The organism is Micromonospora sp. L32, from assembly GCF_052068055.1.
GTDB classification, from domain to species: Bacteria; Actinomycetota; Actinomycetes; order Mycobacteriales; family Micromonosporaceae; genus Micromonospora; species Micromonospora purpureochromogenes.
On the sequence record NZ_JBQHDD010000004.1, the window covers coordinates 489,031 to 503,905 of the forward strand.

The 14,875-nt window shown below is 73.5% G+C and carries 13 protein-coding genes; all 13 read right to left on the reverse strand.

Going from position 1 to position 14,875, the window contains the following annotated elements; genetic code table 11:
* Positions 1–21: 21 nt before the first annotated feature.
* Complete coding sequence (locus ACTMTB_RS14175) at positions 22–993, reverse strand: sugar phosphate isomerase/epimerase family protein (RefSeq protein ID WP_441145713.1); 972 nt, start codon at positions 991–993, stop codon at positions 22–24.
* A complete protein-coding gene (locus ACTMTB_RS14180) occupies positions 990–1,853 on the reverse strand; it encodes an SCO3242 family prenyltransferase (RefSeq protein WP_441145715.1) in 864 nt (287 codons plus the stop codon). Before ACTMTB_RS14180 ends, ACTMTB_RS14175 begins: the two co-directional genes overlap by 4 nt.
* Positions 1,850–2,998: an inositol-3-phosphate synthase gene (locus ACTMTB_RS14185; RefSeq protein WP_441145717.1), complete on the reverse strand. Its 1,149-nt coding sequence runs from the start codon at positions 2,996–2,998 to the stop codon at positions 1,850–1,852. The genes ACTMTB_RS14180 and ACTMTB_RS14185 overlap by 4 nt, the downstream gene beginning before the upstream one ends.
* Before the next feature lie 512 nt (positions 2,999–3,510).
* Positions 3,511–4,686 (reverse strand): Gfo/Idh/MocA family protein, encoded by a 1,176-nt coding sequence (locus ACTMTB_RS14190; RefSeq protein WP_441145930.1) that lies wholly within the window; start codon positions 4,684–4,686, stop codon positions 3,511–3,513.
* Between the two features lie 53 nt (positions 4,687–4,739).
* Positions 4,740–5,792: a substrate-binding domain-containing protein gene (locus ACTMTB_RS14195; protein WP_441145719.1), complete on the reverse strand. Its 1,053-nt coding sequence runs from the start codon at positions 5,790–5,792 to the stop codon at positions 4,740–4,742.
* Between the two features lie 124 nt (positions 5,793–5,916).
* Entirely contained in the window at positions 5,917–7,029 is a 1,113-nt protein-coding gene (locus tag ACTMTB_RS14200; protein WP_441145721.1) for an ABC transporter permease, read from the reverse strand.
* Between the two features lie 31 nt (positions 7,030–7,060).
* Complete coding sequence (locus ACTMTB_RS14205) at positions 7,061–8,572, reverse strand: sugar ABC transporter ATP-binding protein (protein ID WP_441145932.1); 1,512 nt, start codon at positions 8,570–8,572, stop codon at positions 7,061–7,063.
* Positions 8,573–8,652: 80 nt separating this feature from the next.
* On the reverse strand, positions 8,653–9,831 hold the full coding sequence (locus ACTMTB_RS14210; RefSeq protein WP_441145723.1) for an ROK family protein: 1,179 nt from the start codon (positions 9,829–9,831) through the stop codon (positions 8,653–8,655).
* A 209-nt stretch (positions 9,832–10,040) separates the two neighbouring features.
* Positions 10,041–11,123 carry a YihY/virulence factor BrkB family protein gene (locus tag ACTMTB_RS14215; RefSeq protein WP_441145725.1) on the reverse strand — a complete coding sequence of 361 codons (1,083 nt, stop codon included), beginning with the start codon at positions 11,121–11,123 and terminating at the stop codon, positions 10,041–10,043.
* Positions 11,124–11,187: 64 nt separating this feature from the next.
* A complete protein-coding gene (locus ACTMTB_RS14220; protein ID WP_441145727.1) occupies positions 11,188–11,997 on the reverse strand; it encodes an ABC transporter permease in 810 nt (269 codons plus the stop codon).
* A 9-nt stretch (positions 11,998–12,006) separates the two neighbouring features.
* Complete coding sequence (locus tag ACTMTB_RS14225; RefSeq protein WP_441145729.1) at positions 12,007–12,795, reverse strand: ABC transporter permease; 789 nt, start codon at positions 12,793–12,795, stop codon at positions 12,007–12,009.
* Positions 12,796–13,107: 312 nt separating this feature from the next.
* Positions 13,108–13,644, reverse strand: coding sequence for a hypothetical protein (locus ACTMTB_RS14230; protein WP_441145731.1), 537 nt, complete (start codon positions 13,642–13,644; stop codon positions 13,108–13,110).
* A gap of 67 nt (positions 13,645–13,711) precedes the next feature.
* Positions 13,712–14,644, reverse strand: a complete 933-nt coding sequence (locus ACTMTB_RS14235) for an ABC transporter ATP-binding protein (protein WP_441145733.1) — start codon at positions 14,642–14,644, stop codon at positions 13,712–13,714.
* Positions 14,645–14,875: the final 231 nt, after the last annotated feature.

Genomic DNA, 14,875 nt, shown 5'->3' on the forward strand with positions numbered 1-14,875 from the left:
TCCCCTGGTGCTGGTCGGTGTCTAGGCCACCTCGGTCGCCCGGTGCGACAGGCCGGTCGGGGCGGCCCCGGCGGCTCGGCCCGCCTCGGCGGCGGCGCGCAGGAAGTCGATGGACCGGGCGGCGACGGTGGGTGCGGCGTGCGAGTGCCGGGGCAGCTCCACCGCCACCAGCCCCCGGTAGCCGGCGTCGGTGAGGGCGCGCAGCACCGGCGGGAAGTCGATCTCGCCGGCGCCGAACTCCAGGTGTTCGTGCACGCCCCGGCACATGTCGTCGATCTGTACGTTGACCAGGTGCGCGGCCACCTGGTGGACGCACTCGGGCACCGGGCGCGGTTCCAGGCAGCGGCAGTGTCCGATGTCGAGGGTAATGCCGAAGCGCGCCGGATCGCCGAGGGCCTGCCGCAGCCGCTGCCAGCCGGCGATGTCCTCGACGAGCATCCCGGGCTCCGGCTCGAAGCCGAGGGTCATCCCGGCGCGGTCCGCGGCGTCGAGCACCGTGGCGCAGCCGGCGACCAGCCGGTCCCAGGCGACGGCCGGCGGTACGGCGTCGGGGCGTACGCCGGCCCAGCAGGAGACCGCCTCCGCGCCGAGGTCGGCGCCGATCCGGACCGCCCGGGTCAGGAAGTCGATCCGGCGGGCCGGCTCGTCGTGCAGCAGCGTCGGCGCGTGCTTGTGCCAGGGGTCGAGCAGGTAGCGGGCCCCGGTCTCGACCACCACGGCGAGGCCGAGCAAGTCCAGCCGGCGGGCCACCTCGTCGACCCGGCGGGCCAGCCCGGGCGCGAACGGGTCGAGGTGGTCGTGGTCGAGGGTGAGCGCGACGCCCTGGTAGCCCAGTTCGGCGATGACCGCGAGGGCGTCCTCCAGCCGGTGGTTGGCGAAGCCGTTGGTGCCGTAGCCGAACCGCGGCCCCGCCCCGCCCCGGTGCTCCCGGCCGACCGGGTCAGGGGTCGGCTGCGGCGGCGGGGTCGGCGGGTGGGGCCGCGCGGTGGTCATGTCGGGGAGATCCTGCGGGCCAGGCGCCGGCCCAGCGGCGCGGCGGCCGCCACCGCCAGGCCGAGCAGGCCGGCACCGGCCCGGGCGGTGAGCGCGCCCTGCAACGCCGGCAGCCCGGTGATCCCGGCGCCGACCGCCGCCCGTACCCGGCCGGCGGACGGGTCGGCCGCCACCCGGGCCTGCGCCCCGCCGTACCGGGCGGCGTACCAGCCGGCCAACACGACGGGCAGCACGGCGGCGGCGCGGCGCGCGCCGGCAGCGGGGCCGGCGGCGGCGATCGCGACCAGGGCGGTGCCGGCGAGGGTGCGCAGCGGCAGCGCGGTGTCCGCGCCGGCCACCTCGCGTCGGGAGAGCGCGGTGACGGTGACGGTGTGCGCGGCGACGGTGAGCGCCGCCGGCAGCGCCCGGACCGGCCGCCCGCCGGTCGCGCCGAGCAGCACGTCCAGCCCCCGGCAGGCGGCCATCACGGCCGGGCCGGCGGCGGTGTTCTTCGCCGCCAGGTCGTACCCCCAGATCGTCGCGGCGAGCGGGATCGCGACGGCGGCGGCCCGGCGGCCGCCCGTGACGGCGGCCAGGCCCAGGCCGGCGGCGGTGAGGCCGGCGGCGAGACCGAGCGCGGCGGCGGGCGGGACCCGGCCGCTGGGGATCGGCCGCTCGGGGCGTTCGACCGCGTCCAGCCGGCGGTCGGCCCAGTCGTTGGCGGCCATCCCGGCCCAATACAGCAGCACCGACGCGCCGGCCAGACCGGCGGTACGCGGACCGAGCGCCCCGGCCGCGGCGGCGCCGGCGACCACGTCACCCGGTACGGAAAGCGCGGCCGGCGCCCGGACCAGCTCGACCAGGTCGCCCAGCGTGCTCACGCGGCGGCCTCGGTGTGCAGCCGCCCGGTGAACTCGACCAGCCGCTGCCACTGCTCGGCCAGCGAGTGGGTGGGTGAGCCGAGCGGGTCCTTGAAGAAGAACGCCAGGTCGGTCAGGGGGCCGACCCGGCCGGCGGCGTGCGCGGCGGCGGTGAGCCGGGCCAGGTCGAGCACGAGCGGGGCGGCGAGCGCGGAGTCGCAGCCGTGCCAGCTGAACTCCATCCGCATGCCGGTGCCGAGGAAACCGGTGAAGGTGATCAGGTCCCAGGCGGTCTTGAAGTCGCCCAGCTCCTCGACGTACTCGATGCGGGTGCCGCCCTGCGGCAGGTAGCCGAGGGTCTCGCCGAGGACCCGCTGCTTGCTGCTCACCTTGGCGGCGTTGGCGGCCGGGTCGGCGAGGGTCGCGCCGTCGCCGCCACCGAGCAGGTTCACCCCGGACCAGGAGCGCACGGCCAGGTGCCGCATCGCGAACATCGGCGCGAGCACCGACTTGACCAGCGTCTCCCCGGTCTTGCCGTCGTGCCCGGCGTACGGCAGGCCGCGCGCGACGGCCAGCTCGGCCAGTGCCGGCAGCCGCAGCCCGGTGGACGGGGTGAAGTCGACGTACGGGCAGCCGGCCTCGACGGCGGCGTACGCGTAGAGCGAGCTGGGCGGCAGTACCTCGTCGGGGCCGGCGAGCGCGGCCCGCAGGGCGGCCGGGTCGGCGTGCCCGGGGTGCGGCCGGGCGGCCGGTTCGGTGGCGGAGACGTCGACCATCACCACCCGGTCCAGCCGGTGCCGTTGGCGGAACGCGGTGAGGTCGGCGACGACGGCGGCGGCCCGATCCGCCTGGGCGCCGCCGGTGGGGGCGGGTCGCAGGTCCTCCTCGACGGCGGTCAGCTCGGCGGCGAGGGTGGCGGCCAGCCGGCCGGGCAGCACGCCCGCGTCGGCGAGCGTCTCGGCCCGCTTGGTCAGCGGGGTGGTGGCCAGGTCGTGGCCGCCGAAGAACAGGTCGGCGAAGGTGGGCAGGGCCGGCCCGCGCAGCGCGGGCAGCTCGGTGACGCAACCGGTCGGCGCGGTGAGCCCGGCCCGCAGGGCGAGACCGCCGACGATGCTGGTGGTCGCGACCGAACCGCGCGCCCCCACCAGCCAGACACCCGTACGCATGGTGCTCCTTCCGTCCGGAGGAACCGCCCTTGCATTTAGCAAAATCAATATCAGATCGTGCGCTGGAAAGACACCGTTCCGCCGGGGCCCCGTCCGCCCGGACGTCCGGGGCGGGACCGGGCCGCGGCGGCGACGTCGGCGGCGCGACGCCGGACCCGGTACCCCGCACGGCGTGCGGACGGGGCTGGCAGGCAGGGTCGGTCGGCGTCTCGGCCCTGCCTCCCCCGTATCCGGTCGACGGGCGGCGGCGCGCCCCGCGACCGGACGTGTGGTGGTGGTGGCGGCCCGGACCCGGCCGGTGGCGGCCGGGCCTGCTGCGGGTCGCCGGGACGGTGGTGGCGGTCCTCCGGTGCGGCCGGGGAATCCCGGTCCGGCCGCACCGGACGACCGTCGTACGCGTGCGCCGCCGGCCATCTTGGCCGGGGCGGCACGCCCTCCGGTGCCGATCCCGTCCCGCCCGCGGGGCGCAACCGCGGTCGGGTCCTCGCCGATCGGCGCCGGAGGTGGCCTGGTCAGACGGCGAGCGCGGCGAGCGCGGGCTCCACCTCCGTCCACCGGGAGCCCAGCTCCGCCGACCGGGTCACCGCGTCCAGCACCAGCTGGACCTGCAACGCGTCGGCGAAGGAGGGCGTCGGGTCGGCGCCGGTCGCCACCGCCTCGACGAAGTCGCGCATCTGGTGGGTGAAGGAGTGCTCGTAGCCGATGATGTGCCCCGGCGGCCACCAGGCCGACAGGTACGGATGCTCCGCCTCGGTCACCAGGATGCGGCTGAAGCCCTGCTCGGCCGTGGGCCGGGTGGCGTCGTAGAACTCCAGCTCGTTGAGGCGTTCCAGGTCGAAGGCGACGGTCCCGAGGGACCCGTTGATCTCCACCCGGAGGGCGTTCTTGCGACCGGTGGCGAACCGGCTCGCCTCGTACGTGGCCAGCGCCCCGTCGTCGAGGCGGGCGACGAAGACCGCCGCGTCGTCGACGGTGACCGGGCCGGTGGCCCGACCGTTGCCGTCGGCCTGCGCGGCCAGGCCGCTCGACCCGCCCGGCAACGGCCGTTCCTTGACGAACGTCTCGGTCACCGCGCTGACCCCGGTGATCCGCTGGCCCGTGACGTACTGGGTCAGGTCGATGATGTGCGCGCCGATGTCACCGAGCGCACCGGAGCCCGCCCTGTCCTTCTGCAACCGCCACACCAGCGGGAACTGCGGGTCGACGATCCAGTCCTGGAGGTACGCCGCCCGGACGTGCCGCAGCACCCCGAGCCGGCCCTCGGCGACGAGCTGCCGCATCAGGGCGACCGCGGGCACCCGGCGGTAGTTGAACCCGCACATCGACCGTACCCCCGCGGCCTGGGCGGTGGCCGCGGCGGCGGTCATCTCCCGGGCCTCGGCCACCGTGTTGGCCAGCGGCTTCTCGCAGATGACGTGCTTGCCGGCGGCGAGCGCGGCGAGCGCGATCTCGGCGTGGCTGTCCCCCGGTGTGCAGATGTCGACCACGTCGATGTGGTCCGAGGCGACCAGGTCCCGCCAGTCGGTGCTGTACGCGTCCCAGCCGAGCCGGTCGGCCGCGGCGGCGACCTTCCCGGCGTCCCGGCCGCAGATCGTCGCCATCCGGACCCGCGCCGGCAACTCGAACACCCGGTTCACGGTGCGCCACGCCTGCGAGTGCGCCGCGCCCATGAACTCGTAGCCGACCATGCCGACCCGCAGTTCGCTGTGCTGTGTGGACAAGGTGGGTCTCCCCCCGTGTGTCAGAACCCGAGCTTGAGGTAGTTGCCCGCGTTCTCCTTGGTGATCGTCTCGGAGGCGAGCACGATCTCCTTGGGCACCTGGAGTTCCACCAGGTCGGACATGCCCTTGCCCTGGCCGATCAGGCGGGCCAGCGAGATGGCCGAGGAGGCCATCGACGGGCTGTAGGTGACGGTGGCCTTGAGCACCGTGTTGTCGGACTGGATGTCCTCCATCGCCTTCTTCGAGCCGGCGCCGCCGACCATGAAGAACTCCTTGCGGTTGGCCTGGTTGACCGCCGCGAGGACGCCGATGCCCTGGTCGTCGTCGTGGTTCCAGAGCGCGTCCATCTTCGGCAGCGCCTGGAACAGGCCGCTCGCCTCCTGCTGGCCGGAGTCGGCGGTGAACCGCGCCGCCCGCCGGTTGGCGACCTTGAGGCCGTTCGCCGCGAGGGTGTCGGCGAAGCCCTTCGACCGCTCCTGGGTCAGCTCCAGCTCGTCCATGCCGGCGATCTCCCCGATCACCGGGTTGCTGACGCCCTTGGCCTTGAGCTGCGCCACGATGTACGTCGCGGCGGCCACCCCCATGCCGTAGTTGTCGCCCTTGATCTGCAGCCGGTAGGCGCGCGCGTCGGGGAAGGCCCGGTCCAGGTTGACCACCGGGATGCCGGCCTTCATCGCCTCCAGGCCGAAGGCGTTGAGCTCCTTGCCGTCGTGCGGCAGCAGCACGATGACGTCGGGCTTCTGCGAGATCAGCGTGGACAGCGCCGCCCGCTGCGCCGCCGCGTCCGCGCCGGCCTCGACGGACTTGAACTCCACGTCCGAGTACGCCTGGGCCTGCGCCTTGGCGTTGTTGGTGATGGCGGCGATCCAGCCGTGGTCGGCGGCCGGGGCGGAGAAGCCGATGATCACCTTCTTGCCCGGCTCGGCGTTGCCGCCGGTCGCGGCGGCCTTGGTCTGCGCGGCGGTGGGCTCGGTCTCGTTGCTGGTGCAACCGGCGAGGAGCACGCCGGCGCCGACGGCGGCCCCGCCGAACAGCAACCGGCGGCGGGACAGGTCACGACTGTGCTGGGTCATGACGACCTCCAAAGTGACGTGGTGGAGCGAAAGAGGGTGTGCGGATCCCGGCCACCGTCGTCAGGTGGCCGCCGAGATGCGGTGTGTCGTGAGGAGCGCGACGCGTCACCGCGCCGCGGACTTCTCAGGCGGTGGTGGCCCGATTGCGGCCGAGGAACTGGGTCAGACTGCGGAACTGCACCTGCTGGACCAGGACGGCGCCGACGATGATGCCGCCCTTGACCATGTTCTGGGCCTCGGTGGAGAGGCCGTTGATGGCGAAGAGGTTGGTGATGGTGGAGAAGATCAGCACCCCGAGCAGGGAGCCGACGATGGTGCCCCGGCCGCCGCTGAGCAGCGTCCCGCCGATGATGGCCGCGGCGATCGCGTCCAACTCGTACAGGTTGGCCATGGCGGCCTGGGCGGAGTTGGCCTGCGCGGTGAGCATGACCGCGGCGATGCCGCAGCAGAGGCCGGAGAGCGCGTAGAGCAGCAGGGTGTGCCGGCGGACGTCGATGCCGGCCAGTCGGGCCGCCTCCGGGTTGCCGCCGACGGCGACCGTGCGCCGGCCGAAGGTGGTGCGGTTGAGCAGCACCCAGCCCGCCGCGACCACGGCCGCCAGGATGTAGACCAGCAACGGGATGCCGAGCAGTTGGGTGGCGGCGATGTCGTTGATGAAGGTGTTGTTCGAGACCTGGGTCTGCTTGTCGGAGATCTCCGCGGCCAGACCACGGGCGGCGACCATCATGGCCAGCGTGGCGATGAACGGCACCAGCCGTCCGTACGAGATCAGCAGGCCGTTGACCAGCCCGACCGCCACGCCCACGGTGAGCGCACTGAAGATCATGCCGCCGGCGCCGTAGCTCTGGGTGGCGACCGTGGTGCACCAGACCCCGGCCAGCGCGACGATCGCCCCGACGGAGAGGTCGATGCCCCCGCCGATGATGACGAAGGTCATCCCGACGGTCACCACGCCGACCACCGAGGCCAGCTTGAGGATGGTCAGGGTGTTGTTCCACACCCAGTCCGGGTTCGAGTAGAGGTCCGAGCGGGTGGCGGCGCCGATGACCACCAGCACCACCAGCACCGCGATCAGGCCGAGGTTGCGCTTCGCGCCCTCGCCGCCGTCGCCGTGCCACCAGGACAGCCGGCCCGGCGCGGCGGCCTTGTTGGTCACCGCCGCCGTCTCCGCCGGGTCGACCGGCGGGGACTGCGCCGGCAACTCCGCCCGACTCTCGGGCGTCGCGGTCTCGCTCATGCCGCCACCTCGCTCCGCTGTGTGCGCTCGTTCATGCGGGCGCGCCTTCCATCAGGGACCCCGCCATGACGAGGTCGAGCACGGTGTTCTCGTCCAGTTCGCCGGCCGGTGCCTCGCGCACCATCCGGCCCTCCCGCATGACCAGCACCCGGTCGGCCAGGCCGAGCACCTCGGGCACCTCACTGGAGACCAGCAGCACCCCGACGCCCTGCGCGGCCAGGTCGCGGATCACCCGGTAGAGCTCGGCCCGGGCGCCGACGTCCACCCCACGGGTGGGTTCGTCCAGCAGCAGCAGCCGGGTGTCGCCGAGCAGCCACCGCCCGACCACCACCTTCTGCTGGTTGCCGCCGGAGAGCGTGCGTACCGGGCGGCGCACGTCCCGGGGCCGGAGCTGGAGGCGGTCGGCGATCCGTTCCGCCTCGTCGCGCTCGCGGCCGGCGTCGGTGAACCCGAGCCGGGCGTACCGGCTGAAGGTGGCGAGGGTGACGTTGCGGTGGATCGGCTCGCCGAGCAGCAGCGCCTGGCTCTTGCGCTCCTCGGGCGCCATCCCCATGCCGGCCCGGACGGCCGCGCCGACGCTGCCGGGGCGCAGCGCCCGGCCGTCCACGTGGACGGTGCCGGTCTCCGGGCGGCGGGCGCCAAAGATGGTCTCCAGCAGCTCGGACCGGCCGGAGCCGACCAGGCCGGCGATGCCGACGATCTCGCCGGCCCGCACGCTGAGGGAGACGTCGGCGAACTCGCCCGCGCGGCCGAGCCCGTCGACCCGCAGCAGTTCCGCGCCGGTGTCGGTGCCGGTCGGCCGGTCCGGGAAGACGTACTCGATGGTGCGGCCGGTCATCTTCGAGACCAGGTCGCGGGTCGGGGTCTCCCGGGCCGGCAGGTTCGCCGCCGTGGTCCGGCCGTCCTTGAGTACGGTCACCCGGTCGCCGATCTCGCGGATCTCCTCCAACCGGTGCGAGATGTAGATGACCGCGATGCCCTGCGCGGTGAGCTCCCGGATGATCCGGAACAGGTTGCCCACCTCGTCGTGGGCCAGCACCGCGCTCGGCTCGTCCATGATGATCAGTCGCGCCTCGTGGGAGAGCGCCCGGGCCATGCTGACCACCTGCTTGCCGGCGGCCGGCAGGGCGCGGACCATCCGGCCGGGCGGGATCTCGCCGTGGCCGAGCCGGCCCAGGATCTCCCGGGTCCGGCGGGCCATCTGCCCGCGCCGGACGAAGCCGAGCCGGCGCGGCTCGTGGCCGAGGAAGGCGTTCTCCGCCACCGAGAGATCCTCGACCAGGTCGAGTTCCTGGTAGATGGTGGCGATCCCGGCGCGCATGGCGGCCTGCGGGTCGGCGAAGGCGGCGGGCTGGCCGCGCCACTCGACGTGCCCCGAGTCCGGCCGGTGCACCCCGGCGAGCACCTTGATCAGGGTGGACTTGCCGGCGCCGTTCTGCCCGAGCAGGCAGTGCACCTCGCCGGCCCGCACCTCCAACTGCACCCCGTCCAGCGCCCGTACGCCGGGGAAGGTCTTCACCACGTCGGTGAGGCGCAGGACCACCTCGCCCGCGACGGTGTCGGCGGGCGGGGTCACCAGCGGAGCCGTCCCGCCCTCGGGCGCGCTCGGCTCACTCCTCGCGCTCACGATGCCTCCCCGAAGGCGACGTCGCTCGCCAGCACCGCGGCGCCGGCGACGCCGGCGCGGGGGCCCAGCTCGGACAGGACGACCGGCAGGTTGCCGGTGGCCAGTGGCAGCGACCGGCGGTAGACCACGCTGCGGATCTCGGCGAGCAGGATGTGGCCGAGCTGGGCCAGCCCGCCGCCGATCACGATCATCGAGGGGTTGGTGAAGCTGACCAGGCCGGCCAGCACCTGGCCGACCCGCCGGCCGCCGTCGCGGATCAGCTGGATGCAGGTGACGTCGCCCTCGACCGCCCCCTCGGCGACGTCCCGGGCGGTGACCACGCCCCGGGCGGCGAGCCGTTCGGCGAGCGCCGGGGAGGTGCCGGCCCGGGCGGCGGCGACCGCCTCGCGGGCCAGGGCGGCCCCGCTGAAGACCGCCTCCAGGCAGCCGACGTTGCCGCAGGAGCAGACCGCGCCGTGCGCGTCGACCTGGATGTGGCCGATGTCGCCGGCGCAGCCGTCGGTGCCCCGGTAGACCCCGCCGCTGAGGTAGATCCCGCACCCTATGCCGGTGCCGATCTTGACGAACAGGAAGTCGTCGATCGAGTGGGCGACCCCGCCGTGCCGTTCCCCGATCGCCATGATGTTGACGTCGTTGTCGACCACCGCCGGGCAGCCGTGTTCGCGGGTGAGCAGCTCACGGACGGGGAACCGGTCCCAGCCGGGCATGATGGGCGGCGAGACGGGCACCCCGTCGCGGAAGCTCACCGGCCCGGGAACGCCCACGCCGACGCCGTCCAGCTTCTCGTACGCCCCGTCCACCCGGGCCTTGTGCAGCAGCTCGTTGACCCGGTGCAGGATCACCTTCGGTCCGGAGCGGATGTCGGCCGGCTCGGCGTACGCGGCGACCGGCTCCAGCCGGCCGTTGACCACCTCGACGTCGATCGAGCTGGCACCCAGGTCGACGGCGGCGAAACGCAACCGGGGGTCCAGCTCGACCAGGGTCGAGCGCCGCCCGCCCCGGGAGGCGGCCAGTCCCGCCTCGGCCACCAGGCCCAGTCCCACCAGCCGCTCCAGCTCGGCCAGCAGCCGGGGCCGGGGCATCTGGAGGCGGTCACCCAGCTCGGCCCGGGACGCCGGCCCCGCGTCGCGGAGCAGCCGCAACAGCCGTAGGTGCAGGGGTTCTACCGTCCGCACGGGATCCACCTCCGCGTCGGTGTTCACATCGATGTGACGTCGATGTGTTGTGTCCGACACAGTAGGAGCCTTCCGTGCCTCCTGTCCATAGCTTCAGTCAATCCGCCGCCAACTTTTGTCCGTTAGGACAAAAGCTATAAGTGGATCAAGAAAAGGCCGACCCCGTCGCGCCGGACGCGACGGGGTCGACCTCGGGCCTGTGGGAGGAGCTAGCGCTCCCCGGCGGCGTTGCGCTTCTTGAGCTTGCGGTCGTCGCGCAACTCGACGTAGGGCTCATCCTCCGGCGAGTGACCGGCCGAGATGGCCCGGCCGCGCTCCAGCTCCGCGTCGAACTCGGCGCCGAGCAGGATGGCGATGTTGCTCAGCCACAGCCAGACCAGGAAGATGATCACGCCGGCCAGCGCGCCGTAGGTCTTGTTGTAGGACGCGAAGTTGCTGACGTACAGGGCGAAGAGGCCGGAGATCACCAGCCAGATCACCACGGCCAGCACGCCGCCCGGGCTGACCCAGCGGAAGCCGCCGTGCCGGGCGTTCGGCGAGGCCCAGTAGAGGATCGCGAACATCAGGCTGACCAGGAGCAGCAGCACCGGCCACTTGGCGATGTTCCACACGGTCACCGCGGTGGAGCCCAACCCGATCGCGCTACCGACCTGCTCGGCGAAACCGCCGGTGAAGACCACGATCACCGCGCAGGCCAGCAGCATCACGCCGATCACCGCGGTCACCCCGAGCCGGATCGGCAGGGTCTTCCAGATCGGCCGCCCCTCGGGCACGTCGTAGATGGTGTTCGAGGCGCGCATGAAGGCGGCGATGTAGCCGGAGGCGGACCAGAAGGCCACGAGCAGACCGACGATCGCGGCGATGCTGGCCAGCCCGCCCGAGGCGCCCGCCTGCTCGATGGCGCCCTCGATGATCTTCCGGATGTTCTCCTCCGGCACCGCCTGGTTGACGGTGTCCTTGACCCCCTGGGTGGCGCGGTCGCCGAGCAGGCCGAGCAGGGAGATCAGCACCAGCAGCCCGGGGAAGATGGAGAGCACCCCGTAGTAGGTCAGCGCGGCGGCCAGGTCGGTGAGGCTGTCGTCCTGGAACTCCTTGACGGTGCGCTTCAGGGCCGCCACCCAGCCGGAGCCGGGCAGCTCGGCCGGGCTGTCCGGGCCCTCGTCGGGACCGACCGGCCGGCTGCCGCGCGGGTTACGGCCCCCCGGGTCGCTCGAACGGGACCCGGCCGCGGTCGCGGTGTTCTGGTCGTCGCGGTCGCGCCCGGCCCGGGCGGACGTGTCGTCGGAGGCCATCGCCCCTCCTCGTGGTCAACGGTTGTCCCCCCGACATGCCCCGGGAAAGCCAACGGTTAACCCCTCACTTGTAGAGCAGGCCCACCATGCGCCGAGACGCCACGGCCAGCCCGAGCCCGGTCAGCGCCAGCAGGTAGAGCAGGTCCAGCAGCCACAGCCAACCGGACCCGCCGACACAGATGTCCCGGATCAGGTGCACCGAGCGGTAGAGCGGGGTCACCTCCACCACCCAGCGCAGCAGCGCAGGGTAGTCCTCGGCCGGCACGAAGGTGCCCGAGAAGAGGAAGAGGGTGAACTGCGCCGAGCCCATCAGGTCGAAGTCCTGCCAGCTGCGCATGAAGGTCGCCAGCGCCATGCCGATAGCGCCGAAGGTGAAGCCGACCAGCACCGCCGCCGGGAACGCCAACAGCGCCCGCCCCACGGAGGTCAGGTCCATCGCCACCATCACCGCGAGGAACGCCGCCGAGTAGGCCGAGCCGCGCACCATCGCCCACCCCAGCTCCCCGAGTGCGATCTCGAAGGGCCGCACCGGGGTGGCGATGATCCCGTCGTAGAGCTTGAGGTACTTCATCTTGCCGAAGAAGTTGAAGGTGGTTTCGGCCAGCGCCCCCGTCATCGCCGAGGAGGCCAGCATGGCCGGGGCGACGAACGCGGCGTACTCCACCACCCGGCCGTCGGCCAGGGTGAGCCCGTCGATCAGCTGGCCCACCCCGACCCCGATGGAGAACAGGTAGAGCACCGGCTCGACGAACCCGGAGAGCAGCAGCAGCCAGTAGACCGACTTGAGCGCCGCCACGTTGCGCTCGACCACCGCGGCCGACCGGCGCGACGTGCCGGAGACGTCGAGCAGCCGGGGCAGGACGAGAGTGACCACGCGAGCCTCCTAGACCACGAGCCGGCGACGGAAGAGCCGGGCGGCCAGCAGCCAGCCGCCCAGCGCCCAGGCCGCGAGGTAGAGCAGGTGGCCGGCGATCGACCACTGCGGGGCCACGCCGAGCGTCGCCGCCCGGCACAGGTCGACGGCGTGCCAGAGCGGAGTCGCGTACGCCAGCCAGCGCAGCACGCCGGGCAGCGACTCGACCGGGAAGAAGATCCCGGCGAAGAGCGTCATCGGGATCACCGCGAACCGGAACAGCATGGCCAGCCAGCTGTCGCTGTCCACCACCGCCGCGTACGCGAAGGTCGGCGCGGCGACCGCCAGGCAGAGCAGCGCCACCACCGGCAGGGTGGCCACCGCCCACCCCGAACGCAGCGCCCCGAACAGCGCCGTCACCAGCAGGAACGCGGCGCTGGCGGTGAGCGCCCGGAACAGCACGAAGGCCAGGTGGCCGGCGAGGATGTCGCGGATCCGCAGCGGTGCCGCGCTCTGCGCGGAGTAGGTCTTGATCCACTGGAAGTTGCTGAACACCGGCCAGGTCGACTCGCCGATGGCCACCTGGAGCGCGGTCGAGGCCAGCAGCCCGGGCACGATCCAGTCGAGGTACCGCACCCCGTCGACGCCCTGGTCGACGTACGCGCCCACGCCGAGGCCGAAGCCGACCACGGTCAGCGTCGGCAGCAGGAAGGACGAGAAGACCCCGGCCCGCCAGGTGCGGCGGTAGCCGGTCAGGTAGTGGGCCAGCACCGCCAGCGCCGGCACCCTCGGCAACGGGGGCCGTTGCGCCACGCTCACCCGGACCTCCTCTCACCCGCCGTCCACCACGGCCTTCCTACCCCGGGGGTACGACAGGCCGCGGCAACCCTACGGCCGGCCGCCCCGCGTGTCGCGCCCTTTACCGGGCCCGCTCGCGGCTCCGGAACGGCACCCGCGCGGGCCGGCCCGGGCACGGCCGGTACCTGCCGCTCTGTCGACCCCCGTTTGCGGCGTGTTGGGGCCTCCCGCCGTCCGGACGCCCCGACACGCCGCAAATGGGGGCGGGGCGCGCCCCGGGGGGCCGGACTCGTCGGCGCGGCGGCGGGGCGGCGGACCGTCGTGGGGCGCCGTTCAGGCGGCGCGGGTCGTGGCGAGCAACGCGCGCGCGGCGTAGCCCCAGAGCAGCAGCCCGGCGCCGGTGCCGACGACCAGGCCGGCCTGGACCGACGAGGTGAGCGCGACGACCAGCCCGGCCAGCGCCACCAGGCACAGCGCGACGCCCAGCGGCACCAGCAGCCGGTCGCGCAGCACCGGAGCCAGCGGCACGAAGTGCAGGCCGACCACCGCGCAGACCAGGACCGGGACGAACTCCGACCAGCCGAGCCCGGCCAGGGCGAGGGCGCCGAGCACGGCCACGGCGAACTCGACGGCGACGATGACGCCGTACCGGCGGTCGGTGCCCCGGTTCCGGGGCAGGACGGCGGCCGCGCGCCCGGTCCGGACCACGACGACCGCGCCGAGCAGCGCGGTGAGCAGGGCCAGGCCGCTGGCCACCACGAGCGCGGCGCGCAGCGGCGGGTCGGCCGCCGGCACGCTGAACCAGATCGTGGCGAACACGCCCAGGTAGAGCGCGGTCAGCCCGGCCTGGCGTCTCGATCCGGCATCCATGGTGGACACTCCTCCCCCGTCGACCGTCGATGCTACGCAGCGGCCGGAGCCGCCCCGCCCACGGCCGTCAGTCGACCAGGGTGCGGCCGGTGAGGTGCAGGAAGACGTCCTCCAGGCTGCTGCGCCGGACCAGGACGCTGGCCGGCGTCAGGCCGCGCGCCTCCACCTGGCCGACGGCGGCGTCCCCGTCGCTGACGTAGAGCAGGATCCGGTCGGGCAGCACCTCGACCCGCTCCCCCAGCCCGTCGAGCTTGCCGGCGAACGCCTCCTGCGACTCGGCCGCGAAGCGCAGCTCCACCACCTCGCGGGTGGAGTGCCGTTCGATCAGCGCCCGGGGCGAGCCCTCGGCGACGATCCGCCCGCCGTCCATCACCACGAGGCGGTCGCAGAGCTGCTCGGCCTCGTCCATGTAGTGGGTGGTCAGCACCAGCGTCACCCCCTGCTGCTTGAGCCGGAACAGCCGCTCCCAGACCAGGTGCCGGGCCTGCGGGTCGAGCCCGGTGGTCGGCTCGTCGAGCAGCACGATCTCGGGCTCGTTGACCAGCGCGCGGGCGATGGTCAGCCGGCGCTTCATGCCGCCGGAGAGCGGCTCGACCTTGCTGTCGGCCCGCTCGGTGAGCTGCACGAAGTCGAGCAGCTCGGCGGCGCGCGCCCGGGCCACCGCGCGGGGCACGCCGAAGTAGCGGGCGTAGGTGGTGAGGTTCTCCCGGACGGTCAGCTCGGGATCGAGGTTGTCGAGCTGGGGGCAGACGCCGAGCCGCGCCCGGATGGCGGGGCCGTCGCGCACCGGGTCCATGCCGAGGATGCGCAGCTCCCCGCCGCTGGGCGGGGAGATGCAGCCGATCATGCGCATGGTGGAGGACTTGCCGGCGCCGTTCGGCCCGAGGAAGCCGAACGCCTCGCCGGGGCGTACCTCGACATCGATGCCGTCGACGGCGGTGAAGTCGCCGAACCGCTTCACCAGCCCCCGAGCCTGGATGAGTGGTTGAGCAGTGGTCACCGGCCGACCCTACCGGCGACGTCCGACACCCTCGACGGGTTTCCGCCCCCGCCACAGCGGGCTCGGATCCGGCAACGCAGAGTAGTTGACACTACGGACAGTCACCGACCGGTACGCTTTCGTGCAACGAGCCGTCGGGCCGTCGCCGCGGGGCATCAGCGGGGCGATGCGGGCATACTGGACAGATCCTTTTCGGACGCACCCCGGCCGCCGGCGCCTGTCAACAGTTCA